The organism is Micromonospora sp. ANENR4 (assembly GCF_015354395.1).
Lineage (GTDB): Bacteria > Actinomycetota > Actinomycetes > Mycobacteriales > Micromonosporaceae > Micromonospora > Micromonospora aurantiaca.
Map to the genome: position 1 here is coordinate 200,961 of NZ_JADKYQ010000002.1, position 24,619 is coordinate 225,579.

Genomic DNA, 24,619 nt, shown 5'->3' on the forward strand with positions numbered 1-24,619 from the left:
CGGCTCCAGAGCCTGCAGACCATGGGGGAAACGTGGCCGTCGCCGCCGATACACGCCCGTCCCGCGCCACGACGGCCGGGCCGCCGGGTGCCCGCCCGATCGCGCCCGTCCCGCCCGGGACGCCGGCCGATCCGGACCGCCGGCAGCGCAACGTCCGCGCCCGCCTCGCGTACGCCCGTTGCGGTGCCACCGCCGGCCCGCTGCGACCGCCCCGCCGCCCCGACGCGGCGGTCGAGTTCCGCCCCACCGCCTCGGTCGCCGCGCGGCTGGTGCTGACGCTGCTGGTGCTCGTCAACAGCGCCGCCGGCCTGGTCTTCGTCGGCTGGCTGCTGCTGCCCCAGCACGTGCCCGGGCCCGGCGTCGTCGGCCTCGGCGGCTGGCAGACCGTCGCCGCCCGGCTCGCGTTCTGCGTCGTCGTCGGCGTCGAACTGATCCGCCTGGCGCAGAACGTGGTGGTCTGGGTCTTCGCCTACCACGCCCGGGACCCGGTGCCGGTCGACCCGCCGGTCGGCCTGCGGGTCGCCCTGCTCACCACGATCGTGCCGAGCAAGGAGCCGATCGAGGTCGCCGAGCGGACACTGCGCCGGCTGCGGGAGATCGTCTACTGCGGGCACGTCGACGTGTGGATCCTCGACGAGGGCGACGACCCGGCGGTCCGGGCGATGGCCGCGCGGCTGGGCGTCCGCCACTTCACCCGCAAGGGCCGGCCCGAGTACAACCGGCCCGGCGGCGAGTTCCGGGCCCGGACCAAGTCCGGCAACCACAACGCCTGGCGGGCCGAGCACGAGCACCGCTACGACGTGGTCGCGAACGTCGACCCGGACCACGTGCCGCTGCCGAACTTCCTGGAACGCACGCTCGGCTACTTCCGCGACCCGGACGTCGCGTTCGTGGTGACCCCCCAGGTGTACGGCAACATGCACCAGAACTTCGTCGCCCACGGCGCCTCGGTGCAGCAGTACCTCTACAACGGGCTGATCGCCCGCGGCGGCAACGGACTGGACGCGCCGCTGCTGACCGGCACCGGGCACCTCTACCGCCCGGCGGCCTGGCGGACCATCGGCGGCTACCAGGACTCGATCATCGAGGACCACCTCACCAGCATCCGCGTGCACGCCGCCGTCAACCCGGCCACCGGCAACCGGTGGAAGGGCGTCTACACCCCGGACGTGGTGGCGCTCGGCGAGGGACCGACCTCCTGGGCGGACTACTTCAACCAGCAGAAGCGCTGGGCGGCCGGGATCTGCGAGATCCTGCTCCGCCGCGAGCTGCGTACGCCGCGCGAGTTGCCGTCCCGCCGCCGCTGGCAGTACCGCCTGCTCCAGTTCTACTACCCGAGCGTGGCGGTGAGCCTGCTGCTCGGCAACGCCGCCACCGCGCTCTACCTGCTGACCGGCGTCGACGCGGGCCGGCTCGACCCGCAGATCTGGGCAACGCTGTGGGGCTCCACCATCGGCACCTGGTTCCTGCTCTGGCTGTGGCTGCGCCGATTCAACATCGCCCCGCACGAGCGGGAGGAGGTGGGCATGGTCGGCATGGCGCTCGCCCTGTTCGCCGGGCCGGTGTACGTGGCCGCCGCGGTGGGCGCGCTGCTGCGCCGCAAGCTCGGCTTCGTGGTCACCGCCAAGGGTGCGCTGCGCACTGTCGAGTCGGCGCGTACGTTCCGGCTGCACCTGTGCTGGGCGCTCGCCGCCGCCGGGCTGCTCGCGGCGAGCTTCGCGCTGGATCACGACTACCCGCTGCTGCGGGTCTGGCCGGTGCTGACGCTGCTGACCGGGCTCGCCCCGCCGCTGATCTCCTGGGCGGAGAGTCTGCGGGCCCGCCGGGACCGGGCCGCCGAACCGGCCCGGGAACCGCAGGTGGTACCCCGGACCGTGACCGAGGGCGGTGTGCCGTGCTGAGGCCGACGCTGCCCCGGATGGGCCTGGCGCTGGCCGGGTTGCTGCTGCTCGCGTACGCCTTCGTGGTGGCGCCGGGCGCGTGGCGCGACCCGGGCACCGACGCCTCGGCGCAACGGCCCGCCCCGGCGACGCCGCAGGCGAGCACCGACGTGCCGGCGGCGGTCGTGCCGAGCCCGCGCGGCGGCCCGTTCCCGCCGCCCGGGCAGGCGTTCTTCGGCGTGATGACGGACAAGGGACCGTACGACTTCGCGCCGGTCGACAGCTTCGCCGAGGCGGCCGGGCGCGCGCCGCAGGTGATGCTCTTCGGCGCCGACTGGGCGTCGGCCGAGTTCGACCGGAGCCTGTTCGACCGGATCGCCGAGCGGGGCATGATGCCGATGCTCGGCTGGGAGCCGTGGGACCACACGGTCGACAAGGCGGCCCGCCGCACCGGCCTGACCGACAGGCAGATCGACCGGCTGCGCGCCACCCAGCCGGACTACCGGCTGTCCCGGATCGCGCGCGGCGACTTCGACGCGTACCTGCGCTCCTGGGCGGAGGGGGTGCGGTCGCTGGGCTACCCGGTCGCGATCCGCTTCGCGCACGAGATGAACGGCGACTGGTACCCCTGGTGCGAGCGGGCCAACGGCAACCGCCCCGGCGACTACGTCCGCGCCTGGCGGCACGTGCACGACGTCTTCACCGCCGCCGGCGCCACGAACGTCACCTGGGTGTGGAGCCCGAACGCGCGCTGGGACAAGACGACCGCCGGGGTCACCGGGCTCTACCCGGGCGACGAGTACGTCGACTGGGTCGGCGTCACCGGCTACTACGGCAGCGGCGCGTTCACCAAGACGTACTGGTCGTTCGACCAGATCTTCGGCCCGACGATCGCGGAGGTCCGCAAGGTCACCGGCAAGCCGCTCGTGGTCACCGAGACCGGCGCGGCCGACGCCGCCGGGCACAAGGCGCGGTGGATCCGGGACACGTTCCGCGCCCTGCCCCGCTATCCGGGCCTGATCGGGCTGATCTGGTTCGAGGTGGACAAGGAGAAGGACTGGCGCATCGCCGGCTCACCGGCGGCGGCGACCGCGTTCGCCGAGGCGGTGGCCGCCGACCGCTACGACGTGACCTGGTCGCCGGCGGTGCGGCCGCGTACCGGGCCATGATCCCGGTCCACGCTCCATGTCGGACGGTGCGGCTACCCTCCACGATCATGAACGAGAGAGATCAATTCCGGCGGGCGGCGATCGAGCAGGGTGTGCCCGAGGACGAGGTGGCCCGTTTCGCGGAGCTGATCCGGTTCCGGATCCACGCCTGGCAGCGCGAGGAGGGCGTGCACGCCGTGCGGCGGGGCGGGCGGCCGCGGCTGCCGGTGGGCATGCCGTGGCCCACGTGCCCGGCGGGCTTGCCGTTGCCGTTCCTGCTCCGGCTCGACTGCGCGGCGCTGCCCCGGGTTCCCGACCTCGCCCTGCCGGCCGACGGCACGCTGCTGTTCTTCCTCGACCAGGAGGGCGCACAGGACGCCTGCGGCATCGAGAACGAGAAGGCGTACTCGCGGGTCGTGTACGTCCCGGCCGGCGCCGAGACGGCCGACGGCGAGTACGTCCTACCCGCCGGGACCGCCCGGGAGTCCTTCCTCACCCCCGAGCACGAGATGTACGCGGCCGTCCAGGCGGAGCTGCCGGACTGGCTCGACCGCTCGGAGGAGTGGCTGTGCGACACCCAGATCCAGCTCCTGCGCGACATGCCGCATCGCAAGGAGATGAGCGCGCTGGTCGAGCAGCTCTGGCCGGAGCGGGACTGGTGGATTCAGCACGACGTCTTCGTCGGCGGCTACACCATCTCCGCGCAGGATCCGCCCGAGGTGATCATGATGGACCCGGAGCGGGTTCAGCAGGGGTGGTCCCTGCCCCGCGCGGAGCGGATGGTGGCCCGTTACGAGGAAGAACAGCGGGTGATGCGCGAATGGGTGCCGCTGGCCCAGTTCGGCGTACCGGACGAGGAGTACGTCAACGCGCGGTTCCTGATCCGCCACGACGACCTCGCCGCACGGCGGTTCGACAGGGTGCTGTCCTTCTGCGAGTTCACCGAGTGACAGCCGGGCCGGCTCAGACCAGCGTGCGGACCGCCCGCAGCGCCGAATCCACGTCCTGCTCGCCGTTGGCGATCGTCGCGCCGAAGCGCAGGTAGGACGGCCGGTAGGGGGTGCTGCTGGCGATCACGCCGGCCGACCGCAGCCGGTCCACCGCCCGGTCCGCCGGCACGCCCGCCACCTCGCAGCAGACCACCCCGGCGGACAGGTCGGCTGCGCGCGGCGTGACCAGCCGGACGCCCCGGATCCCGGCCAGCCCATCCTTGAGCCGGTTCGCCAGCTCCCGGGTGCGTTCGGCGACCCGGGCCGGGCCGATGCGCCGGTGGAACGCGAACGCGTCGGCGAGCGCCCACCGGTGCTCGAAGCTGTGGTAGCCGCCGGGCGTGTGCGCCAGGCCCGGCGGCACGGGCGCCCCGCCGGTCCCGCCGGCCATCCAACGCCCGATGGCCCGCCCGTCGAAGGTCGGGATCACCGGCGTCATCCGCGCCCACGCCCGCTCGGCGGCCCAGACCAGGCCGGTGCCGCGCGGCCCGAGCAGCCACTTGTGGCAGCCGGAGACCAGCACGTCGCAGCCGAGCTGCTCGGGTGTGGACGCGTCGGCGCCGAAGCCGTGCACCGCGTCGAGGCAGAGCAACGCCTCCGGGCTGCGCTCGCGGACCGCCTCGGCCAGCCGGCGTACCGGCAGCTTCACGCCGGTGCTGGAGTGCACCCAGGTCAGCGCCACCACCCGGGTGCGGGGCGTGAGCGCCGCGGTCAGGCCGGCGACCATCTCGTCCGCCGTGGCCGTGGCCGCGTCCCGGTAGAGGCGGGCCCGGCGCACCGTCACCCCGTCGCGTTCGGCGCGCAACCGCAGCGCCTCGTGCGTGGCGTAGAAGTCGTGCTCGGTGGTCAGCACCTCCTCGCCCGGTCGCAGCCGGATCGCGCTGTGGACCAGGCCGAGGCCCATGGTGGTGGAGTCGGTGAGCGCGATGTGGTCCGAGCGGGCGCCGAGGTGCCCGGCCGCCGCAGCGAGCACCGCGCGGTCCAGCCGTTCCTCGTGCGCGGCCAGGTAGCCGGAAGCGTCCCGGTCGAGGCCGGCCCGGTGGACGGCCACGGCGGCCCGTACCGGGGCCGGGTGCGGGGCGAAGACGAACGTGGCCAGGTGCGCCCGGGAGGGGTCGAGCGCGAACTGGGCGCGGACGTTGTCCCAACTGGCCGGATCCAGGGCGGGCGCGTCGTCGGACGCCGCGGTCCCGCCCGCCGGGCGGTCCGGGTCGCAGCCGGTGGCCAGGCCGGTGACGCCCGCTGCCGCTGTGGCGCCGAGCAGGTGCCGCCGGGTCAGGTGCCGTCGCGTCGGATGCATGGGGCAATCGTCCGCCGTGCATGTCACGGCCGGGTCACCGCCCGGGGACCGGTGATTTCACCGATGCGCACCGGCGGCCGGGCATCGATGCTGACGCATGTCGATGTAATTCCGGCGCAAGGAGTGACCGACGTGGCCACCACCACCCGTTCCCGTACCCCCGTCCGTGCCCTCGCCCGCCTCGCCGTGGCCGCGCTGCTCGCCACCGGCGGCGCCCTCGCCGTGCCGGCCGCGGCGAACGCCGCCAGTCCCTACGAGCGCGGCCCGGCGCCCACGAGCGCCATCCTGGAGGCCAGCCGCGGCCCGTTCGCCACCTCGTCGATAAACGTCTCCTCGCTGAGCGTTACCGGCTTCGGCGGCGGCGTCATCTACTACCCGACCAGCACCGCCGAGGGCACCTTCGGCGCGGTCGCCATCTCGCCCGGCTACACCGCCTCCTGGTCCAGCCTGAGCTGGCTCGGGCCGCGGATCGCCTCGCACGGCTTCGTGGTGATCGGCATCGAGACCAACACCCGGCTGGACCAGCCGGACAGCCGGGGCCGCCAGCTCCTGGCCGCGCTGGACTACCTGACCGAGCGCAGCTCGGTGCGCGGCCGGATCGACTCGTCCCGGCTCGCCGTGGCCGGGCACTCGATGGGTGGCGGCGGCAGCCTGGAGGCGGCGGCGGCCCGGCCGTCGTTGCAGGCCGCCGTCCCGCTGGCGCCGTGGAACCTGGACAAGACCTGGTCCGAGGTGCGGGTGCCGACGCTCATCATCGGCGGCGAGACCGACAGTGTGGCGCCGGTGGCGACCCACTCGATCCCGTTCTACAACAGCATCCCGGCGTCGTCCGAGAAGGCGTACCTGGAGCTGGACGGCGCGAGCCACTTCTTCCCGCAGACGACGAACACGCCGACGGCGAAGCAGATGGTCGCCTGGCTGAAGCGGTTCGTCGACGACGACACCCGCTACGAGCAGTTCCTCTGCCCCGGCCCGAGCGGGTCGGCGATCCAGGAGTACCGCAACACCTGCCCGAGCGCCTGAATCCGGTCCGCTCCCGGGGTGGTCGCCACGGCGACCACCCCGGGAGCGTGTCCGCCTCTTTTCCGACGGGTTGCCCATCTGTGACACTGCATGCATGGTTTCTGCATCGACAGTGCATATAGACCTGTGGGGCCGGGACGAGGAGTGCGACGCGATCCGCCGGCTTCTCGACCGCGAGGACGGCGGTGCGCTGCTGTTCCACGGGCCGCCCGGCTCCGGGCGCAGCGCTTTGCTGGCGTACGCCCGCAGGTGGGCGGGGGAGCGCGCGGTGCTCGCCGGTGCGGGCCTGGCCGACGAGGCGACACTGCCCTACGCGGGGCTGCACCGCCTGCTCGACCCGGTGCTGGACGCGGACACCGCGCTCCCGGTGCGGCAACGCCGGCTGTTGCGCCGCGCGCTCGGCGGCGACGGGTGCCCGGCCGAGCAGCGCCTGGCCCTGGCCGCGGCGGTGCGGTCCCTGCTCGCCGCCGCGGCGGCGGACCGGCCGCTGCTGTGCACGGTGGACGACCTCGACATCGGCGATCCGCAGAGCGCCTGGACCCTGGCGGTGGTGGCGCGCCGGCTGCGCCGGCTGCCGGTGGCGATGCTGCTGACCGCCACCGCACCGGCCACCGTCGACGGCGTACCCGCCCACCGGCTGCGCCCGCTGGACGCCCACGAGTGCCACGCCATGCTCGCCGGCCTGCGGGAGCGGCCGCCCGCGGCGGTGGCCACGGCGCTGGCCGCGCTCAGCCGGGGCAGCCCGGCGGCGCTGGCCGACCTGGCCGGCACGCTCACCCCGGTCCAGTGGCGGGGCGAGGCGCCGCTGCCCGGCACGCCGCCGGTGGACGGCACGCTCGCCGCCGCGTACCGGGCTCGCCTGGACCTGCTGCCGGAACCGACCCGCCGCCTGGTGCTGCTCGCCGCGCTCGACCCCGGCGACGACCCGGCCACGCTGGTCCGCGCCGCGTGGGCGGCCGGCCTGACCGTCGAGGCGCTCGCGCCCGCCGAGGCCGCCAGCCTGCTGCGCACCGGGCCGGGCGGGGTGACGTTTCCGCACCCGCTCGCCCGCACGATGATCACCGCCGTCGCGCCGCTCGCCGACCTGCGCACGGCCCACCTGCTGCTGGCCGGCACGCTCGCCGAGGGTGCGCTGGGCCGGGCGCTGCGCCACGCCATCGCCGCCGACTGTCCGGCCGACACGCTCGCCGCCGAGTTGAGCGCGGCGGTCGACGAGGTGCCGGACCGCGCCGCCGCGGCGGTCGTGCTGCGCCGGGCCGCCGAGCTGAGCCCCGACCCAGGGCGCGCCGCCGAGCTGACCATCGCCGCCGCGCGATGTGCCTGGACCGCCGGCGACCCGGACCAGGCCCGGGGGCTGCTGCGCCGCCTGACCGCCGGGCCGGCGCACAGCCGGGCGGACCTGCTCCGCGGCGAGATGCAACTGCGCTGCGACGCGCCTGCCGCCGCGGTCGCCACGCTGCTGGCCGCCGCCGACGTGGTCGCGCCGACCGACCGGCGGGCCGCGCTGCTCGCGCTGGTCCGCGCCGGCGAGGCCATCTGCGTCACCGGCGACCAGTACCGGTACGCCGAAGTGGCCCGCCGGGCCGAGGCGCTGCGTCGGCCCGGCGACCCGCCCGACCTCGACCTGCTGGCCACGTTCGCTACGGGCGTCGGCGCGACGCTGCGCGGCGACCACGCCCGTGGCGGCCCGGCGCTGCGCCGCGTCGTCGTCCTCGGCGGCCGGCTGACCGGGCCCGCGCTCACTCCCGGCGCGCTCGTCTGCGCCGCCGCGGCCGCCCTGCTCGTCGCCGTGGACGGTCCCGCGCACCGGCTCGCCGGCCGGGCGGTCGAGGTGGCCCGCGCGCGCGGCGAGCTGTCCCTGCTGCCCCGAGCGCTGGAACTGCGAGCAGTCGCCGAGTACTGGCTGGGCCGGCACGAGGCGGCGGCGGAGACCGCCCGCGAGGGCGTGCGCGCCGCCCGCGCCACCGGCCAGCACGTCTGCGCCCAGGTGCACCTCGGCATCCTCGCTGTGCTGGCCGCCGTCCGCGCCGACCGGGACGCCGCGCTGGCCCGGATCGCCGAGATCGGCGACGGCGCCGCACCAGGGAGCCGGCCGGACGCGTACGCCCGCTGGGCGCTGGGCGTGCTGGACCTGATCGACGGCCGGTACGCCGACGCGGTGGCCCGGCTGTCCGCGCTCGCCCGTACCGGCACCGGCCGGGGGCAGGTGCTGGTCCAGGTGATGGCCACGCCGTACCTCGTCGAGGCCGCCGCCCACGACGGCGGGCGGCCGGCCGCCGCGCTCGCCGTGTTCGACCACTGGGCCAGCAGCACGGCGAGCCCGTCGCGGCGGGCGCTGGCGGCGCGTTGCCGGGCGTTGCTCGCGCCGCGCGGCGGCCCGGAGGCCGAACGGGAGTTCCACGCGGCGCTGCGGCTGCACCCGGCCGACACCGACCGGTTCGAGCGCGCCCGCACCGAGCTGCTGTTCGGTCGCGAGCTGCGCCGCCGGCGCCGCCCCCGGGACGCCCGGGCGCACCTGCACCGGGCCCGGGAGGCGTTCACGCTGCTCGGCGCCACCGTGTGGGCCGAGCGGGCGGGGGAGGAGCTACGCGCGGCGGGGGAGTCGGTCGGGCCGGTGCGGCGCGGCCCGGAGCAGTTGCTGACCGGGCAGCAGTTGCACATCGCCCGGCTGGTCGCGGAGGGGGCGACCAACCGGGAGATCGCCACCCGGATGTGCCTGTCCACCCGGACCGTCGACCACCACCTGCGCAACGTCTTCCACCGGCTGGGCGTGCGCTCGCGTACCGAACTGGCCCGCCTGCTGTCCTGACCGCCCGCCGCCCGCCGCTCTCGGCACGCGTGGCGTCGGCCGCCGCGCCGGGCGTGCCGCCGGGATCAGCGCAGTGCCGCCACGGCGGCGTCCGCGCCGCCGCGCCAGAGCACGCCGGCCTCGGTGAAGCCAGCCGCGCGCAGCGCGTCCAGGTGCCATGCCGCGGGCGGGTTCCACTCCGGGCTGTGCCCGGTCGGGTAGATCTGCCGTCGCTTCTCCACCAGCGGACCCAGCACCGGATCGTCGGCTGCCCGCTCCCACCAGTCCGACCAGGACAGCGCCGCGCCCGCGCGGTGCCGGGCCGCCCGCAGCGCGCCCGCCCGGGTGTGCAGCCGGCCGGTCAGCGTCGGCAGCGCCTCGTCGGGCATGTGGTCGGCATTGACGAACACCCCGCCGGGGCGCAGCACGTCGCGGATCTCGCCGTACAACCGCGCGAGGCGCGGGCCGTCGAGCCAGTGCAGGGCGGTGGCGGTGAGCACGGCGTCGAAGTCGCGGTGCGGCAGCGCGGCGGCCCAGTCGGACCGGTTGAGGTCGGCGGTGACCACTGTGGCCCGCCCGGCCAGCGCCGCCTCGGCGAGGGTGAGCAGCACCGGGTCGAGGTCGAGCACCGTCACCTCGGCGTCGGGCCGGCGGGCCAGCGTCCGCAGGCTGATCGATCCGGTGCCGCCCGCGAGGTCGAGGACGCGTGGCGGCCGGTCGCCGGCGGCCGCCTCGACGGCGTCGAGCATCGCCGCGAAGCGGTGCTCCCGGTCGGGCAGGTACGCCTCCTGCTGCCGGTCCCAGCTCTCCTGCCAGGCCCGTACATCCAGATCGTAAGGAGTCATGCCCCTCACGATAGTTACCGACCGCGGCCCTGTCGAGGCTTGTTGCCAAAGCTTTGCAATAAGCGTGCGCCGTCCCGGCGGCGTCACCGGGGCCGGACGTCCGGCGGGCCGACGGTGACGAGGCGGTGACGCGCGCTGCGGCAGGGTCGCGGCACGACGACCGCACCGTTCGAGGGGGCTGCATGATCAGGACGATGCTCCGGCTGCGCGCGCGCCCCGGCTGCGAGCCCGCGGTCGGGCCGGCCTTCGAGACGGTCGCCGGGCAGCTCGGCGCACTGCCCGGCAACCTGCGGCACGAGCTGCTGCGCGACGCCCTCGACCCGCGCGGCTTCGTCGTCGTCACCGAGTGGGCCGACGACGCGGCGCTGCGCGCGTACCGGCGCGGGCCGGTGGCGGCCCGCCTGGCCGACCTGTTCCGGCCGCTGACCGAGCCGGACGGCGATCCCGGCTACCCCCTGATGCGGGAGACCGGGGACGGGACGGGTCCGGTCTACGTGGACGTCGAACTCACAGTGCCGCTCGACCGGCTCGCCGAGTTCCACAAGGGCTACCCCGAGGTGGTCCGGCGGATGGCGGCGATACCCGGCTACCGCCGCGAACAACTGCTGCGGGCGCCCGGCTCGGACATCCACCACATCTTCGCCGAGTGGGACGGCTCCGCGCCGTTCCTCGCCTGGATCGGCGACCCGGCCCACGCCTCCGCGCAGGCCGGGCCGATCGCGCCGTTCCTTCTCGACATCCGGCGCCGGCTGTTCCACGTCGTGCCAGACGCGGACGGCCGCCGACACCCCACCACGGGCTGGGAGGCCGACGTGCACAGGACAACAGACGTACTCGTCGTCGGGGCGGGTCCCACCGGGCTGACCGCCGCCGTCGAGCTGGCCCGGCGGGGCATCGACTGCCTGGTGATCGACAAGCAGGCCACCCCGCCCGGCCACGCCGACAAGGCGATCGGCGTGCACTGCCGCACCATGGAGATCTGGGAGGAGCAGGGCGTCGTCCGGGAGGCCATGGACGCCGGCATCTGGCTCACCGGCAACACGGTCTTCGTCAACGGCGAGCAGACCCACCGGATGAGCTGGGAACTGCCCGGCCTGCCGTACGACCACCTCGGCCTGCCGCAGTACGAGACCGAACGGATCCTCACCGACCGGCTGGCCACCCTCGGCGTCCGCCCGCAGCGCGGCGCCGAACTCGTCGACTTCACCCAGGACGCCGACGGCGTGACCGCCACCGTCCGCACCGCCGACGGCGGCACCGAGACGGTACGCGCGGCGTACCTGGTCGGCGCCGACGGCGCGCACAGCCGGGTACGGGAGCGGCTCGGGCTCACCTTCACCGGCGGGCTGGGCCGGTTCCCGCAACTGTTCATGCTGGTGGACGTCGACGTGGACTGGGATATGCCGGACGGGCACCTGCTGCGGTTCCTGCACATGACCGACGGGCAGATGGACGGGATGCTCGTCTGCGTACCGCTGCGTGGCGAGCACCGCTACCGCATCGCCACCCTCGCGCCGCCCCGCTTCTTCGCCCAGACCGGTGGCCGCGACGCCCCGCCCGGGTTCAGCGAGGAACTCGACGAACCGACGATCGAGGACGTGCAGGCCGCGCTGGACCGCCTGGCGCCGCCCGGCACCCGGGCGAGCAACCTGCGCTGGTCGTCGGTGTTCCGGATCAGCCACGGCATCGTCGACCGCTACCGCGAGGGCCGCGTGTTCGTCGCCGGGGACGCCGCCCACCTGCACCCGCCGGCCGGCGGCCAGGGCATGAACACCGGCATCCAGGACACCTGGAACCTGGCCTGGAAGCTCGCCCTGGCGGTACGCGGGCTGGCCGCGCCCGGCCTGCTGGACAGCTACGAGACCGAGCGGCGGCCGGAGGGCGAGGAGATCGTCGGCCGGGCGGTACGGATGGCCGGCACCGAGGAGGTGGACCGCGCCGACCTGGAACGGCAGTTCCTCCAGGAGATGTCCATGCTGCTCAGCTACGCCGGCAGCCCACTGGTCGGGGAAACCGTCGCCGACCCGGCCGCGCTCGGCGACGCGCCCCGTCCCGGCGACATCGCGCCCGACGTGGACGGGCTGCGCCGGCGCGGCGTCGGCCACCCGCTGCGGCTGCGTGACCTGACCCGGGGCACCCGGCACACACTGCTGCTCTACGCCGACCGCACGGCCGGCACGGAGGAACTGGCCGCGGTCACCGGCCTGTGCGCCGACGCGCGGCGGCTCGCCGGCGGGGAACTCGACGCGTACCTGCTGCTCGACCCGGACGCCGACGAACCGCGACTGTTCGACCCGCCGGTGGTGCGCGACGCCGAGCGCCGCTTCCGCGGCGCGTACGGGCTGGCCGGCACCGGTCTGTACCTGATCCGCCCGGACGGGCACATCGGGTTCCGGGGCGCGCCGGTCGACCCGGACGCGCTGCGCAAGCACCTGCACCTGGTCTTCGGGAGTGTCCGGTGAGCCGGGTCCGGACCGTGCTGTCGATGCGGACCCGGGAGGGCTGCGAGGAGCGCTTCGAGGCGGAGTGGCTCACCGCGGCCGAACAGATCCGCACGCTGGACGGCTGCCTGCACCAGGACCTGGTTCGCGACGCCGACGACCCGCGCAGCTACCTGATCATCAGCGACTGGGCGGACCGCGAGCGGCTCGACGCGTTCGGCCGCAGCACGCACCGCGACCGGCTGCTGAGCATGATCCGTGAGCTGCGCGAGTCCGCCGACCGGCACACCTACCAGGTGCTGCACAGCGTGGCCGGCGAGCCGGGGGAGAGGCGATGACCGACGACGTGATGCCGGCGAACGAGCTCTACACCGACGCGTTCGCCGCCGACCCGTACCCCGCGCTGGCCCGGCTGCGCTCCGACCGGCCGGTCTGCCCGGTCGGCTCGCCGCGCTTCGACTCCTGGCTGATCACCCGATTCGACGACGCCCGCACCGCGCTGACCGACCCGCGCCTGTCCAAGGACCTGTACGGCCCGGGGCAGCACTACCTGAAGATCTTCGGCCCGAACTCCGAGGGCCTGAACCGCAACATGCTCAACTCCGACCCGCCGGAGCACACCCGGCTGCGCCGGGTGGTGTCGCAGGCGTTCGCGCCGCGGCGGATCGAGGCGCTGCGCCCCCGGATCGCGTCGACCGTCGACCAGCTCATCGACAAGATGGCGCCGCACGGCGAGGCGGACCTGATGCACGAGTTCGCCATCCCGCTCCCGATGACAGTCATCTGCGAACTGCTCGGCGTGCCGCCGGCCGACCACGACCGGGTGCTCGACTGGACCCAGGTGATCCGCACCTCCGGCTCCACCAGCCGGCCGCCGGCGCAGGAACGGGCCGCGGTGCAGGAGGCCCAGCTCCGGCTGCACCACTACCTGGCCGGGCTGGTCCGCGCCAAGCGCGACGACCCGGCCGACGACATCATCGCCGCGCTGATCAAGGCCGTCGACGAGGACGGGACGCTGTCCGAGGCGGAACTGGTCACCACCACGTTCCTGCTGCTGTTCGCCGGGCACCAAACCACCGCCGACTTCCTCGGCAACGCCGTGCTGGCCCTGCTCACCCACCCCGAGCAGATGGAACTGCTGCGCGACTCGCCCCGCCTGCTGCCCGCCGCGATCGAGGAGCTGCTGCGCTTCGACGGGCCGCTGCCCGTGGCCAGCCCGCGCATCGCCACCGAGGACGTCGACTACCAGGGCGTACGCATCCCGCGCGGCGCGATCGTCGGGGTGGCGATCAACGCGGCCAACCACGACCCGGCGCACTTCGCCGACCCCGACCGGCTGGACCTGCGCCGGGTCCGGGGCCCGCACCTCGGGTTCGGGCACGGCGTCCACTACTGCCTGGGTGTCTCGCTGGCCCGGATGGAGGCCGAACTCGCGCTCGGCGCGCTGCTGCGCCGGCTGCCCGGACTGCGTCTCGGCGTGCCGCTGGCCGAGGTGCGCCGACTCCCCGCCGCCTCGCCGTTCCGTGGCCTGCTGGAACTTCCCGTCACCTTCACCGCATGACGGCGCCGCCGTCGCGCGCCCCCGTCCTCGTCGCAATCATCAAGGAGCAGTCATGGTCTTCCGCAACGTGATCGTCTGTCACATGGTCCCCGGCAGCGAACAGATCGTCGGCGGCGTGTTCGGCCACTACGACCAGGCCACCCGGCCGCAGGACCTGGGCGTCATCGGCCGGTACCTGCTGTCGCACCACGACCTCTACATCCACGTGATCGAGCGGGAGCAGGACCCGCGGATCTCCGGGCAGACCCGTGGCCTGCCCGCCTTCCAGAAGATCGCCGAGGAGATCGGCCCGTACGTCACCCCGTACCCGCGCTACTGGAAGAACCCGTCGGACTCGGTCGCGAAGGAGTTCTACCACTGGGCGCCCGAGGGGGAGCCGCCAGTCGACACCACGCTCACCGTGATCGTCGGGCGGATCAAGCCGGGCGCCGAGCCGGACGTGGCCCGGGTTTTCGGCGAGTCCGACGCCGGGTCGCTCCCGACCGACCTCGGCGTCACCGGGCGCTGGCTCTACTCGATCGACGACGTCTACGTGCACCTGCTCGAACAGGAGTCGTCGGCGGCCGAGGCGACCCGCGACCAGCACGGCGACAAGCCCGCCTTCGGCAAGGTGATGCAGGACCTGGGCCCGTACATCGAGCCGTACCGGCCGGAGAAGTGGCAGGGCCCGCAGGACTCGGTGGCCACCGTCTTCTACCGCTGGCAGGCTCAGGACTGAGCATGCTCCGCGCTCCCGTCGACCGGGAGCGCGGAAACGCCGCCCCCGCGACCGGCCGTACGCCAGGCTGGTGCGGGGGTGCCGGGTGTCGACGAAGGAGATCGTCCAGCACGTCGGGGCGCTGCTGGACCTGGCCGGGGTGTTCGTCATCGCGGTCGGCGTCGCGGTCGCCACGGCGGTGTTCGCGGTGCGCTGCGCCCGGACCCGTCAGGTGGTCGCGCACTACCGGGCGTACCGGCAGGGGGTCGGCCGGGCCATCCTGCTCGGCCTGGAGTTCCTGGTCGGCGGCGACATCATCCGGACGGTAGCGGTGTCGCCCACGTTCACCAGCGTCGGCGTGCTGGCGCTGATCGTGCTGGTCCGCACGTTCCTCAGCTTCTCCCTCGAGGTGGAGCTGGACGGTCGCTGGCCCTGGCAGGGCCGGACTCCGGCCGACCGGCCGAGCGTCGGCGCCCGCCCCCAGCGCTGAGCGTCGTACCCCTGCGGCAGCATGCGGGGCATGGCGGAGTTCCGGATCGTGCGCGGCGACGCGACGAGCCCGCAGGCGAAGGGCCCCAAGATCGTCGCCCACGTCTGCAACGATCTCGGCGGGTGGGGGAAGGGCTTCGTGCTCGCCGTCTCGCGGCGCTGGCCGGAGCCGGAACGCGACTACCGGGAGTGGCACCGGCACCGGGCCGGCAACGACTTCGGGCTGGGTGCCGTCCGGCTGGTCCGGGTCGCGCCGGACCTGTGGGTGGCCAACATGCTGGGCCAGCGCGGGATGCGCCGGGGCAGCGCCGGGCCGCCGATCCGGTACGACGCGGTGGAGCGTTGCCTCGCGACAGTTGCCGGCCACGCCGAGGAACTGGGCGCGTCGGTCCACATGCCGCGCATCGGCTGCGGGCTGGCCGGCGGCTCGTGGCAACGGATCGAGCCGTTGATCCGGCGTGCGTTGTCCGACCGCGGCATCCCGGTGACCGTCTACGACAGGTAGTGACCTCCGCTGTCGCCCACGCCACTTCGCCGAGTTGATGTGGACGGGTACCCCCAGGGGGTATGGTGGGCGGCATGGAGCACGGATCCGGTCACGACACCGCCCACCACGGCGACCACGGCGCGCACGCGGGGCACGACCCGGAGCAGTTCCGCCGCCGGTTCTGGCTGAGCCTCGCGTTGACCGTGCCGATCGTCGCCACCAGTCACATGGTGATGGACTGGTTCGGCTACTCGCTGGACTTCCCGGGCGTGCGCTGGGTCGGCCCGGTGCTCGGCACCGTGGTGTTCGCGTACGGCGGCTGGCCGTTCCTCACCGGCGGGCTGCGCGAGCTGCGCGAACGTGCCCCCGGGATGATGCTGCTGATCTCGATGGCGATCGTGGTCGCGTACCTCGCCTCGGCCGCCACCAGCCTCGGCCTGTTCGACCTGGACTTCTGGTGGGAGCTTGCCGCGCTGGTCACCATCATGCTGCTCGGCCACTGGCAGGAGATGCGGGCGGTCGGGCAGGCGCGTGGTGCGCTCGGCGCCCTCGCGGCGCTGCTGCCCGACGACGCCGAGCGCCTGGACGACGCCGGGCAGCCGCATCCGGTGCCCGTCGGTGAGCTGCGGGTGGACGACCTGGTGCTGGTGCGCCCCGGTGGGCGGGTGCCGGCCGACGGGCGGATCGTCGAGGGCGCCGCCGAGCTGGACGAGTCGATGATCACCGGCGAGTCGCGGCCGGTGGCCCGCGCCGCCGGTGACCGGGTGGTGGCCGGCACCGTCGTCACCGACTCCACCCTCCGGGTACGCGTCGAGGCCGTCGGCGCGGACACCGCACTGGCCGGCATCGGGCGGCTCGTCGCGCAGGCGCAGGCCTCCGGCGGGCGCGCGCAGGTGCTCGCCGACCGGTTCGCCGCGCTGCTGTTCTACCTGGCGGCGTTCGCCGGCCTGGCGACGTTCGCGGTGTGGGCGCTGCTCGGCGACCCCGACCAGGCGGTGGTACGCACCGTGACCGTGCTGGTGATCGCCTGCCCGCACGCGCTCGGTCTGGCGATCCCGCTGGTGGTGGCGCTGTCCACCGCGCTGTCGGCCCGCGCCGGCATCCTGGTCAAGGACCGGCTCGCGCTGGAGCGGATGCGCACCGTCGACACCGTCCTGTTCGACAAGACCGGCACGCTCACCACCGGCCGGCACACGGTGACCGGCGTGGCCGCCACCGGCGGGACGGACGAGACGGCCGCCCTGGCCCTGGCCGGCGCGGTGGAGGCGGACAGCGAGCACCCGCTGGCCCGGGCGCTCGTGACCGCCGCCGACGCCCGCGGTGCCCGCCCGGCCGCGCGCGGCTTCCGGGCGCTGACCGGCCGGGGCGTCCGCGCCACGGTGGACGGCGTGGACTGGGCGGTCGGTGGTCCGGCGCTGCTGCGCGAACTCGGCGCCCCGGTGCCGGACGACCTGGCCCGGGCCGCGCAGGAGTGGTCGGGTCGCGGTGCCGCGGTGCTGCACCTGGTCCGGCTGCCCGAGGGCGGAGCGCCGGAGGTGGTCGCCGCGTTCGGGCTGGAGGACCAGGTCCGCCCGGAGGCGCGGGCCGCCGTGGCCGAGCTGCGCGACCTCGGCGTACGCAAGATCGTGATGATCACCGGCGACGCGCGCCCGGTCGCCGAGGCGGTCGCCGCCGACCTCGGGTTCCGGCCCGGCGTCGACGAGGTCTTCGCCGAGGTGCTCCCGGCCGACAAGGACAAGGCGGTGGCCGAGCTGCGCGACCGGGGACTGACCGTGGCGATGGTGGGCGACGGCGTGAACGACGCACCGGCGCTTGCGCGCGCCGACGTCGGGCTGGCCATCGGCGCCGGCACCGACGTGGCGATCGAGTCCGCCGGGGTGGTGCTCGCCGGTTCCGACCCGCGCGGCGTCGGCGGCGTTATCCGGCTGTCCCGCGCCTCGTACCGGAAGATGCGGCAGAACCTCGCCTGGGCGGCCGGCTACAACGTGGTCGCGATCCCGCTCGCCGCCGGTGTGCTGGCCTGGGCCGGGATCGCGCTCAGCCCGGCCCTCGGCGCGGTGCTGATGTCCGCCTCCACCATCGTCGTGGCGCTCAACGCCCAACTGCTGCGCCGGGTCCGGATCACCCCGGCCGACTGACCGGCAGCTCCCACTCACGAACGGCGGGAAGGCTCGCGGCTGCGATCGAACATGCCTCTTCCGGCTCGCACCTGCGAGCCGCTAGGGTGAGCCTGTGACGGTGTTCCGGATCGGCGAGGCCGCCGAACTGCTCGGGGTCAGCGCGGACACGGTCCGCCGCTGGATCGACGCCGGCAAGCTGCCGGCCACCCGCGACGAGCACGGTCACCGGGTGCTCGACGGCGCCGACGTGGCAGCGTTCGTCCGCGCGCCCGGCCACCCCGAGCTGTCCTCGGCCCGTAACCGGCTGCGCGGCATCGTCACCGCCGTCGTCAAGGACACCGTGATGGCCCAGGTGGACATCCAGGCCGGGCCGTTCCGGGTGGTGTCGCTGATGAGCCGCGAGGCCGTCGACGACCTCGACCTCCAGGTCGGTTCCGTCGCCGTCGCGGTGATCAAGTCGACCACCGTCGTGGTCGAGCGCGCCCCCGCCACCCCCAGGGGAAGGACGAGCCCGTGACCGTACGGTGGATCCGCGCCGCGCTCGCCGCCGCGCTGGTGACGACGCTCGGCCTGACCGCCTGCGGCAGCACCGACGGGCCGGCCGATCCGGACGGCGCCGGCCCGGTGACGGTGTTCGCCGCCGCCTCGCTCACCGAGTCGTTCACCCGGCTCGGCAAGGACTACGAGGCCGCGCACCCCGGCAGCACCGTCACGTTCAACTTCGGCGGCAGCTCCGGGCTCGCCACCCAGATCACCCAGGGGGCGCCCGCCGACGTGTTCGCCGCCGCCTCCCCGGCCACCATGAAGACGGTCACCGACGCCGGTGACGCGGCCGGTGAACCTGCCGTGCTGGTGCGCAACCAGCTCGTCGTCGCCGTACCTGCTGGTAACCCGGCCCGGGTCGGCGGCCTGGCCGACCTCGCCCGCCCCGGAGTGAAGGTGGCGATCTGCGCCGAGCAGGTGCCCTGCGGCGCCGCCGCGCGCACCGCGCTGGACGCCGCTGGTGTGCGGCTCACGCCTGCCACGCTCGAACAGGACGTCAAGGGCGCGCTGGCCAAGCTGCGCCTCGGCGAGGTCGACGCGGCACTGGTCTACCGCACCGACGTCCGCGCCGCACCCGGACTCGACGCCGTCGAGTTCCCCGAGTCGGCGCGCGCGGTGAACGACTACCCGATCGTGGTGCTGCGCACCGCCGGCAACCCGGCCGGCGCCCGCGCCTTCGTCGACTTCGTCCGCTCCGACGCCGGGCTCGCCGTGCTCACCGCCGCCGGGTTCCAGGCGCCGCCCGGCGCATGAGCCGCACCGTACGCCGGCAGCGGGTGCCGATCGCCCTGCTCGTGCCCGCCGGGCTCGGACTCGCCTTCCTCGTCCTGCCGCTCGCCGGCCTGCTGCTCCGGGCACCCTGGACCACGCTGCCCCGGCGGCTGACCGAACCGGGCGTGCTCACCGCGCTGCGGCTGTCGCTGGAGACCGCCACCGTCGCCACGCTGCTCTGCGTGGCGCTCGGCGTACCCCTGGCCTGGCTCTTGGCGCGGGTGGAGTTCCCCGGCCGGCGGCTGGTCCGGGCGCTGGTCACGGTGCCGCTGGTGCTGCCGCCGGTGGTCGGCGGCGTGGCGCTGCTACTGGTCTTCGGCCGGCGCGGGCTGATCGGGTCGTGGCTGGACGAGACGTTCGGCGTGACGCTGCCGTTCACCACCGCCGGAGTGGTGCTGGCCGAGGCGTTCGTGGCGATGCCGTTCCTGGTCATCGCCGTCGAGGGTGCGCTTCGCGGCGCCGACCCCCGGTACGAGGAGGCCGCCGCCACGCTCGGCGCCGGACGGTTCACCACCTTCACCCGGGTCACGCTGCCGCTCGTCGCCCCGGGCGTGGCGGCCGGGGCGGTGCTCTGCTGGGCCCGGGCGCTCGGTGAGTTCGGCGCCACCATCACGTTCGCCGGCAACTATCCCGGCCGCACCCAGACCATGCCGCTGGCGGTGTACCTGGCGCTGGAGACCGACCTGCAGGCGGCGATCGTGCTGAGCCTGATCCTGCTCACCGTCTCCGTGGTCATCCTCGCCGCGCTGCGCGACAGGTGGGTCGGAAGCACATGAGCGCGCTGCTGGACGCGCATCTGGTCGCCGAGCGGGACGGGTTCACCCTCGACGTGCGGCTTCGCATCGCCGCCGGTGAGGTGGTGGCGCTGCTCGGCCCCAACGGTGCCGGCAAGAGCACAGCGCTGCGGGTGCTCGCCGGGCTGCACCCGCTCAGCGCCGGTCACCTCACGCTCGGCGGCGCCGACCTGGACCGGCCGGACCGCCGGGTGTGGACGCCGCCGGAACGCCGGCCGGTCGGCGTGGTGTTCCAGGACTACCTGCTGTTCCCGCACCTCAGCGCGCTGGACAACGTGGCGTTCGGGCCGCGCCGCCGGGGCGCCGGCAAGCGTGCCGCCCGCACCCGGGCCCAGGAGTGGCTGGACCGGGTCGGCCTCGGTGACCAGGCCCGGCGCCGGCCCCGGCAGCTCTCCGGCGGGCAGGCGCAGCGGGTCGCGCTGGCCCGCGCGCTCGCCGTCGACCCGGCGCTGCTGCTGCTCGACGAGCCGCTCGCCGCGCTCGACGCCCGGACCCGGCTGGACACCCGCGCCGAACTCCAGCGCCACCTCGGCGCGCACCCCGGCGCGACGCTGCTGGTCACCCACGACCCCCTCGACGCCCTGGTGCTCGCCGACCGACTGGTCATCGTGGAGCACGGCCGGGTGGTGCAGGAGGGCGACGCCGCAACCGTCACGGGCCGGCCGCGCACCGACTATGTGGCCCGGCTGGTCGGCCTCAACCTGCACCGCGGCCGCGCCGACGGGCGCACGGTCACCGTCGGTGAGCTGACACTCACCACCGCCGACACCGTCCACGGTGAGGCGTTCGTCGCATACCCGCCGGCTGCCGTCGCGCTGCACCCGTCCCGGCCCGAGGGCAGCCCGCGCAACGTGTGGGCGGCCACCGTGAGCGGTGTGCAACGCCACGGTGACAACCTGCGCGTGCAGCTCGCCGGGCCGGTCGAGGTCGCCGCCGACGTCACGCCCGCCGCCGCGGCCCATCTCGGACTGATCCCCGGTCGCCCGGTGTGGGCGGCGGTCAAGGCAGCCGAGACGCGCGCCTATCCGGCGTGACAAACACCGCTGGTCAGAGCATGTGCGCAGGTGAGAGGTTTGATCTGCGCTCAACCGGTCACTGGGACGGTAGCGACGACGCAAAGGGGGACACGGTGCCCGACACGATCCGCAACAGGTCCAGTCTGGACGCCGACCTGCCACGGGGAGTCACCGACCCGTTGCTCTGGCGGGCCGCGTACGACGTTGCAGTCGCCCACCGGCCCGACCGGTCCGGGCGGTGCGAGAGCCTGCTGTGTGACGGTCAGGTCGCGCCGTGTGACGCGCTGACCGCCGCCCACCGGGCCATGGAACTGGCCGGGGACCGGGACTCCGACCGGGTCGAGGCCGAGACCTGGCGTACGGAGCAGCGCCGGCGTGCCGCCTGAGCATCGGGTCGCGGGCGGTTCGAACCGCTGACGCCCCGCTTCCGTGTTTATGATCGACAACTCGGTCGGAATGCGGGGAAGAGGAGAGTTCGTGACGGTCGACGCCCACGCGTTCTGGCTCCGCGCGCCCGGCCAGGGCGAGATCCGGCCGGTCCGGTTCGCCGCGCCCGGCCCCGGTGAGGTGTTGATCCGGACCCGTTTCTCCGGCGTCAGCCGCGGCACCGAGACGCTCGTGTTCACCGGCCGCGTCCCGGCCGACCAGCACTCCGCCATGCGCGCGCCGTTCCAGGAGGGCGACTTCCCGGCGCCGGTCAAGTACGGCTACCTCAGCGTCGGCACCGTCGAGGCGGGCGACGAGCGGCTGCTCGGCCGTACCGTGTTCTGCCTCTACCCGCACCAGAGCGCGTACGTGGTCCCGGCCGACGCCGTGACCGTCGTGCCGGACGCCGTGCCGGCGCAGCGCGCGGTGCTGGCCGGCACCGTGGAGACCGCTGTCAACGCGCTCTGGGACGCCGCCCCGCTGGTCGGGGACCGGGTCACGGTGATCGGCGGCGGGATGGTCGGCTGCGCGGTCACCGCGCTGCTGACCCGTTTCCCCGGCGTACGGGTCGAACTCGTCGACATCGACCCGGCCCGCGCCGAGGTGGCCGCCGCGCTCGGCGCCGACTTCGCCACGCCCGCCGACGCGACCGGCGAGCGCGACCTCGTGGTGCACGTCAGCGCCACCGCCGACGGGTTGCAACGCGGCCTGGAACTGCTGCGCCCCGAGGGCACCGTGCTGGAACTGAGCTGGTACGGCGACCGGCCGGTCACGCTGGCGCTGGGCGGCGCGTTCCACTCCCGACGGCTGGGCATCCGCAGCAGCCAGGTCGGCACCGTGTCGCCCCGGCGGGCCGACCGCAGTTACGCCGACCGGCTCGCGCTCGCCCTGGACCTGCTGGCCGACCCGGCGTTCGACGCGCTGCTCACCGGCCGGTCCCGCTTCGACGACCTGCCCGACGTGCTGGACCGGCTCGCCTCCGGTGAGCTGCCGGCGCTGTGTCATCTCATCACCTACGGCGAGGAGTGATCGTGTTCAGCGTGACCGTCCGGGACCACATGATGGTCGCCCACAGCTTCCGCGGCGAGGTCTTCGGCCCGGCCCAGCGGCTGCACGGGGCGACGTTCGTCGTCGACGCCACGTTCCGCCGCGCCGAGCTGGACGACGACGGCATCGTGGTCGACATCGGGCTGGCCACCGAGCAGCTCAAGGCCGTGCTCGCCGAGCTGAACTACCGCAACCTCGACGACGAGCCCGCCTTCGCCGGGGTGAACACCACCACTGAGGTGCTCGCGCGGACGATCGCCGACCGGCTCGCCGACGCGGTGCACGACGGCCGGCTGGGGGAGGGCGCGCGCGGCCTGGCCGGCATCACCGTCACGCTGCACGAGTCGCACATCGCCTGGGCGAGCTACGAGCGGTCGCTCTGACCGGATGACAGTCGTCCACGTGGTGCTGCCGGGCGACATCGACGACCCGGCGGACCCCAGCGGCGGCAACGCCTACGACCGCCGGGTCTGCCGGGGCCTGGCCGCGCGCGGCTGGACGGTACGCGAACACCAGGTGCCCGGTGGCTGGCCGCATCCGGGGCCGGGGGAACGCGCCGACCTGGCCGGGCTGCTCGGCGGGCTGCCCGATGGCGTACCGGTGCTGCTCGACGGCCTGGTCGCCTCGACCGTGCCGGACGTGCTCGCCCCGCACGCCGCGCGGCTGCGCCTGGTGATCCTGGTGCACCTGCCGATCGAGGGTGAGACGGAGGCACGGTCGCTGGCGGCGGCCACCGTAGTGGTCGCCACCAGCGCGTGGACCCGTGACCGGCTGCTCGACCGCTACCGGCTGCGCCCCGAACGGGTGACTGTCGCGCCACCCGGGGTCGACCCGGCGCCCGTCGCCGACGGCACGCCCGGCGGGGGACGGCTGCTCTGCGTCGCCGCGGTCACCCCGGTGAAGGGCCACGACGTGCTCGCCGCCGCGCTCACCGAGGTGGCCGACCTGGACTGGACCTGCGACTGGGTCGGTCCACCGGACCGGGACCGGGCGTTCGCCGACCGGCTGCGCGGACGGCTCACCGCTACCGGTCTCGCCGGCCGGGTCCGGCTCACCGGGCCGCGCACCGGCCCCGACCTGGCCGCCACGTACGCGGCAGCCGATCTGCTGGTTCAGCCGTCGCGGCGGGAGACGTACGGGATGGTGGTCACCGAGGCGCTGGCCCGGGGCGTACCGGTGCTGGCGAGCGACACCGGCGGCCTGCCGGACACGCTCGGGCACGCCCCCGGCGGCGGCCGGCCCGGCCTGCTGGTGCCGCCGGGCGACCCGGGCGCGACCGCCGCGGCGCTGCGCCGCTGGCTCACCGACCCGGGCCTGCGGGACCGGCTGCGCCGCGCCGCCCGGCAGCGGCGGCACACCCTCACCGGCTGGCCGGTCACCGTGGACCGGCTGGCGACGGCACTGAAGGAGGCGACCGCGGCATGACCACCTCACTCCCGCCCGGCTTCGCGGACTGGCTGCGACTGCGCGAGCCGGCCGACGCGGCGGCCCGCAGCACCGAGCTGGCCGACGCGGTCCGCGACCGGCTGCCCGCCGGCCGGCCGCTCGTCGTGCACGACCTGGGCAGCGGCACCGGATCGATGGCGCGCTGGCTCGCGCCCCGGCTGCCCGGCCCGCAGCGCTGGGTGCTGCACGAACGCGACGCGGACCTGCTGGCGCTGGCCCGGGCCGGGCGGCTCACCGCCGCCGACGGCGCCGAGGTCACCGTGACCACGCGCGGCTCCGACGTGACCCGGCTGACCGCCGCCGACCTGGCCGACGCCCACCTGATCACCGCGTCGGCGCTGCTGGACATGCTCACCGCCGAGGAGATCGAGCGGATGGCGGCGGCCTGCGCCGGCCACCCGACGCTGTTCGCGCTCACCGTGACCGGACGGGTCGACTTCACCCCGCCGGATCCGCTGGACGCCGAGCTGACCGCGGCGTTCAACGCCCACCAGCGCCGCACCGTCGACGGCCGGGTGCTGCTCGGGCCGGATGCCGTGGACGTCACGGTGGCCGCGTTCCGCCGCCACGGGGTCGAGACGCTGGTGCGATCCACCCCCTGGCGGCTCGGCCCGGAGCAGGCGGAACTGGCCGCCGAGTGGCTCACCGGCTGGGTCGACGCGGCGATCGAGGAACGACCGCATCTGTCCGGACCCGCCGCGACGTATCAGAAGTGGCGGCTCGCCGAGGCCGCCGCCGGGCGGCTCGACGTCGTGCTGCACCACGCGGACCTGCTCACCGGCTGAACCGAACCGGCTGCTGGCACGTG

Annotated in this window: 23 protein-coding genes; 21 read left to right on the forward strand and 2 right to left on the reverse strand. The window is 74.9% G+C overall.

The window, feature by feature from the left end; genetic code table 11:
- The first annotated feature begins 32 nt into the window (after window positions 1-32).
- From IRY44_RS04075 to IRY44_RS04085, 3 genes are read left to right on the forward strand one after another with little or no spacing between them, the layout of a single operon-like run.
- Window positions 33-1,901 (forward strand): glycosyltransferase family 2 protein, encoded by a 1,869-nt coding sequence (locus tag IRY44_RS04075; RefSeq protein WP_194799118.1) that lies wholly within the window; start codon window positions 33-35, stop codon window positions 1,899-1,901.
- Window positions 1,895-3,049, forward strand: a complete 1,155-nt coding sequence (locus tag IRY44_RS04080) for a glycosyl hydrolase (protein WP_194799119.1) — start codon at window positions 1,895-1,897, stop codon at window positions 3,047-3,049. The genes IRY44_RS04075 and IRY44_RS04080 overlap by 7 nt, the downstream gene beginning before the upstream one ends.
- 47 nt (window positions 3,050-3,096) lie before the next feature.
- Window positions 3,097-3,978: a DUF1963 domain-containing protein gene (locus IRY44_RS04085; protein WP_194799120.1), complete on the forward strand. Its 882-nt coding sequence runs from the start codon at window positions 3,097-3,099 to the stop codon at window positions 3,976-3,978.
- 13 nt (window positions 3,979-3,991) lie between these two features.
- Here the strand turns inward: IRY44_RS04085 and IRY44_RS04090 are convergent, their stop codons facing one another.
- Complete coding sequence (locus IRY44_RS04090; RefSeq protein WP_194799121.1) at window positions 3,992-5,317, reverse strand: aminotransferase class V-fold PLP-dependent enzyme; 1,326 nt, start codon at window positions 5,315-5,317, stop codon at window positions 3,992-3,994.
- Between the two features lie 132 nt (window positions 5,318-5,449).
- On the opposite strand from IRY44_RS04090, the gene IRY44_RS04095 reads away from it, so the two are divergent.
- The gene (locus IRY44_RS04095) at window positions 5,450-6,340 is read left to right on the forward strand and encodes an alpha/beta hydrolase (RefSeq protein WP_194799122.1); all 891 of its coding nucleotides are present in this window, start codon (window positions 5,450-5,452) and stop codon (window positions 6,338-6,340) included.
- Window positions 6,341-6,434: 94 nt separating this feature from the next.
- Window positions 6,435-9,149 (forward strand): LuxR family transcriptional regulator, encoded by a 2,715-nt coding sequence (locus IRY44_RS04100; RefSeq protein WP_194799123.1) that lies wholly within the window; start codon window positions 6,435-6,437, stop codon window positions 9,147-9,149.
- Between the two features lie 65 nt (window positions 9,150-9,214).
- Here the strand turns inward: IRY44_RS04100 and IRY44_RS04105 are convergent, their stop codons facing one another.
- Window positions 9,215-9,973, reverse strand: coding sequence for a trans-aconitate 2-methyltransferase (locus IRY44_RS04105; RefSeq protein WP_194799124.1), 759 nt, complete (start codon window positions 9,971-9,973; stop codon window positions 9,215-9,217).
- A gap of 194 nt (window positions 9,974-10,167) precedes the next feature.
- Between IRY44_RS04105 and IRY44_RS04110 the strand changes: the two genes are divergently transcribed.
- From IRY44_RS04110 to IRY44_RS04185, 16 genes are all read left to right on the forward strand, one after another.
- Window positions 10,168-12,435, forward strand: a complete 2,268-nt coding sequence (locus IRY44_RS04110) for an FAD-dependent oxidoreductase (protein ID WP_228531446.1) — start codon at window positions 10,168-10,170, stop codon at window positions 12,433-12,435.
- Entirely contained in the window at window positions 12,432-12,752 is a 321-nt protein-coding gene (locus tag IRY44_RS04115) for a putative quinol monooxygenase (protein ID WP_194799126.1), read from the forward strand. Before IRY44_RS04110 ends, IRY44_RS04115 begins: the two co-directional genes overlap by 4 nt.
- Window positions 12,749-13,975 carry a cytochrome P450 gene (locus IRY44_RS04120; protein WP_194799127.1) on the forward strand — a complete coding sequence of 409 codons (1,227 nt, stop codon included), beginning with the start codon at window positions 12,749-12,751 and terminating at the stop codon, window positions 13,973-13,975. The genes IRY44_RS04115 and IRY44_RS04120 overlap by 4 nt, the downstream gene beginning before the upstream one ends.
- Window positions 13,976-14,027: 52 nt before the next feature.
- Window positions 14,028-14,693 (forward strand): TcmI family type II polyketide cyclase, encoded by a 666-nt coding sequence (locus IRY44_RS04125; protein WP_194799128.1) that lies wholly within the window; start codon window positions 14,028-14,030, stop codon window positions 14,691-14,693.
- 85 nt (window positions 14,694-14,778) lie between these two features.
- A complete protein-coding gene (locus IRY44_RS04130; protein ID WP_194799129.1) occupies window positions 14,779-15,162 on the forward strand; it encodes a DUF1622 domain-containing protein in 384 nt (127 codons plus the stop codon).
- A 30-nt stretch (window positions 15,163-15,192) separates the two neighbouring features.
- A complete protein-coding gene (locus tag IRY44_RS04135) occupies window positions 15,193-15,666 on the forward strand; it encodes a macro domain-containing protein (protein WP_194799130.1) in 474 nt (157 codons plus the stop codon).
- A gap of 74 nt (window positions 15,667-15,740) precedes the next feature.
- Entirely contained in the window at window positions 15,741-17,786 is a 2,046-nt protein-coding gene (locus tag IRY44_RS04140; RefSeq protein ID WP_194799131.1) for a heavy metal translocating P-type ATPase, read from the forward strand.
- Window positions 17,787-17,880: 94 nt separating this feature from the next.
- The gene (locus IRY44_RS04145) at window positions 17,881-18,285 is read left to right on the forward strand and encodes a molybdopterin-binding protein (protein WP_194799132.1); all 405 of its coding nucleotides are present in this window, start codon (window positions 17,881-17,883) and stop codon (window positions 18,283-18,285) included.
- Complete coding sequence (gene modA / locus IRY44_RS04150; protein ID WP_194799133.1) at window positions 18,282-19,064, forward strand: molybdate ABC transporter substrate-binding protein; 783 nt, start codon at window positions 18,282-18,284, stop codon at window positions 19,062-19,064. The genes IRY44_RS04145 and modA overlap by 4 nt, the downstream gene beginning before the upstream one ends.
- Complete coding sequence (locus IRY44_RS04155) at window positions 19,061-19,858, forward strand: ABC transporter permease (RefSeq protein WP_194799134.1); 798 nt, start codon at window positions 19,061-19,063, stop codon at window positions 19,856-19,858. The genes modA and IRY44_RS04155 overlap by 4 nt, the downstream gene beginning before the upstream one ends.
- Complete coding sequence (locus tag IRY44_RS04160) at window positions 19,855-20,910, forward strand: ABC transporter ATP-binding protein (protein ID WP_194799135.1); 1,056 nt, start codon at window positions 19,855-19,857, stop codon at window positions 20,908-20,910. Before IRY44_RS04155 ends, IRY44_RS04160 begins: the two co-directional genes overlap by 4 nt.
- Window positions 20,911-21,005: 95 nt before the next feature.
- On the forward strand, window positions 21,006-21,278 hold the full coding sequence (locus IRY44_RS04165; protein WP_194799136.1) for a hypothetical protein: 273 nt from the start codon (window positions 21,006-21,008) through the stop codon (window positions 21,276-21,278).
- Window positions 21,279-21,327: 49 nt separating this feature from the next.
- Complete coding sequence (locus tag IRY44_RS04170) at window positions 21,328-22,347, forward strand: zinc-binding alcohol dehydrogenase (RefSeq protein WP_370584845.1); 1,020 nt, start codon at window positions 21,328-21,330, stop codon at window positions 22,345-22,347.
- A gap of 2 nt (window positions 22,348-22,349) precedes the next feature.
- A complete protein-coding gene (locus IRY44_RS04175; protein ID WP_194799138.1) occupies window positions 22,350-22,748 on the forward strand; it encodes a 6-carboxytetrahydropterin synthase in 399 nt (132 codons plus the stop codon).
- A 4-nt stretch (window positions 22,749-22,752) separates the two neighbouring features.
- Window positions 22,753-23,790 (forward strand): glycosyltransferase family 4 protein, encoded by a 1,038-nt coding sequence (locus IRY44_RS04180; protein ID WP_194799139.1) that lies wholly within the window; start codon window positions 22,753-22,755, stop codon window positions 23,788-23,790.
- Window positions 23,787-24,596 carry a class I SAM-dependent methyltransferase gene (locus tag IRY44_RS04185; protein WP_194799140.1) on the forward strand — a complete coding sequence of 270 codons (810 nt, stop codon included), beginning with the start codon at window positions 23,787-23,789 and terminating at the stop codon, window positions 24,594-24,596. Before IRY44_RS04180 ends, IRY44_RS04185 begins: the two co-directional genes overlap by 4 nt.
- The last annotated feature ends 23 nt before the right edge of the window (window positions 24,597-24,619 follow it).

Bases quoted from the DNA above. Each gene is read 5' to 3' on its own strand.
- IRY44_RS04085 (WP_194799120.1), top strand. From the start codon at position 3,097: ATGAACGAGAGAGATCAATTCCGGCGGGCGGCGATCGAGCAGGGTGTG.
- IRY44_RS04090 (WP_194799121.1), bottom strand. From the start codon at position 5,317: ATGCATCCGACGCGACGGCACCTGACCCGGCGGCACCTGCTCGGCGCC.
- IRY44_RS04100 (WP_194799123.1), top strand. From the start codon at position 6,435: ATGGTTTCTGCATCGACAGTGCATATAGACCTGTGGGGCCGGGACGAG.
- IRY44_RS04105 (WP_194799124.1), bottom strand. From the start codon at position 9,973: ATGACTCCTTACGATCTGGATGTACGGGCCTGGCAGGAGAGCTGGGAC.
- IRY44_RS04110 (WP_228531446.1), top strand. From the start codon at position 10,168: ATGCTCCGGCTGCGCGCGCGCCCCGGCTGCGAGCCCGCGGTCGGGCCG.
- IRY44_RS04120 (WP_194799127.1), top strand. From the start codon at position 12,749: ATGACCGACGACGTGATGCCGGCGAACGAGCTCTACACCGACGCGTTC.
- IRY44_RS04125 (WP_194799128.1), top strand. From the start codon at position 14,028: ATGGTCTTCCGCAACGTGATCGTCTGTCACATGGTCCCCGGCAGCGAA.
- IRY44_RS04135 (WP_194799130.1), top strand. From the start codon at position 15,193: ATGGCGGAGTTCCGGATCGTGCGCGGCGACGCGACGAGCCCGCAGGCG.
- IRY44_RS04140 (WP_194799131.1), top strand. From the start codon at position 15,741: ATGGAGCACGGATCCGGTCACGACACCGCCCACCACGGCGACCACGGC.
- IRY44_RS04155 (WP_194799134.1), top strand. From the start codon at position 19,061: ATGAGCCGCACCGTACGCCGGCAGCGGGTGCCGATCGCCCTGCTCGTG.
- IRY44_RS04160 (WP_194799135.1), top strand. From the start codon at position 19,855: ATGAGCGCGCTGCTGGACGCGCATCTGGTCGCCGAGCGGGACGGGTTC.
- IRY44_RS04170 (WP_370584845.1), top strand. From the start codon at position 21,328: ATGATCGACAACTCGGTCGGAATGCGGGGAAGAGGAGAGTTCGTGACG.
- IRY44_RS04180 (WP_194799139.1), top strand. From the start codon at position 22,753: ATGACAGTCGTCCACGTGGTGCTGCCGGGCGACATCGACGACCCGGCG.
- IRY44_RS04185 (WP_194799140.1), top strand. From the start codon at position 23,787: ATGACCACCTCACTCCCGCCCGGCTTCGCGGACTGGCTGCGACTGCGC.